We start from the raw sequence: 657 nt of genomic DNA on the forward strand, positions 1-657 counted from the left end.
TAGAAACTTGCAGTTTCTCTGTCAGAGTACGCATGGTTACAGGGATGGTTGCATTTGAACTTGCCGTAGATAGGGAAAATAGGATTTGTTCACGAGTTGCACGGAGAAACGCCTTTGGAGAAGTTCCAGTCGTAATGCCAACTGCCATTGGATAGAAGATGAAAATCCAGAACACAAGCATAGCCACGACAAGCGCAACGTAACCTGCAACAGACATCAATGTATTAGCATTTAAGGTTGCACCTAGTTGAATCATCAGAGCAAACACACCGTAAGGTGCTAGACTCATGACCAAACCAACCAGCTTCATCATGATCTCATTGGCCATCTTAAACGTGCGGATAGCAGGGCCACCTCGAGAATCCAGAGCTTGAATGGCTAGACCTGTCAAAATAGCCATAAAGATAATTTGTAGCATGTCGCCGTTAGCAAAAGCTTGTACTGGATTGCTTGGTACAATGTTTACCACGAGCGAGAAAATATCTGGTGTTTCAGTTGTCGTCAGCTTGACGGTTTCAGAAACCGTACCCGCTAAGTTTGCACCAGCACCCGGTTGGAAAATTAAACCCACGGTCAACGCTGCTGCGATCGCAATGATGGTAGTGAGAATGTAGAGAGTAAAAGTTTTCCCACCAAGACGACCAAAAGCACTAATGT

General features: G+C 45.1%; 1 protein-coding gene. It reads right to left on the minus strand.

Annotated features, from left to right (window positions below):
- Positions 1–657: dicarboxylate/amino acid:cation symporter (locus tag R8O10_RS25590; RefSeq protein ID WP_318192004.1), on the minus strand; the 657-nt coding region annotated here is incomplete at both ends.

Origin of the sequence: Vibrio sp. 1727, from assembly GCF_033344415.1 — a bacterium.
Classification (GTDB): Bacteria; Pseudomonadota; Gammaproteobacteria; order Enterobacterales; family Vibrionaceae; genus Vibrio; species Vibrio alginolyticus.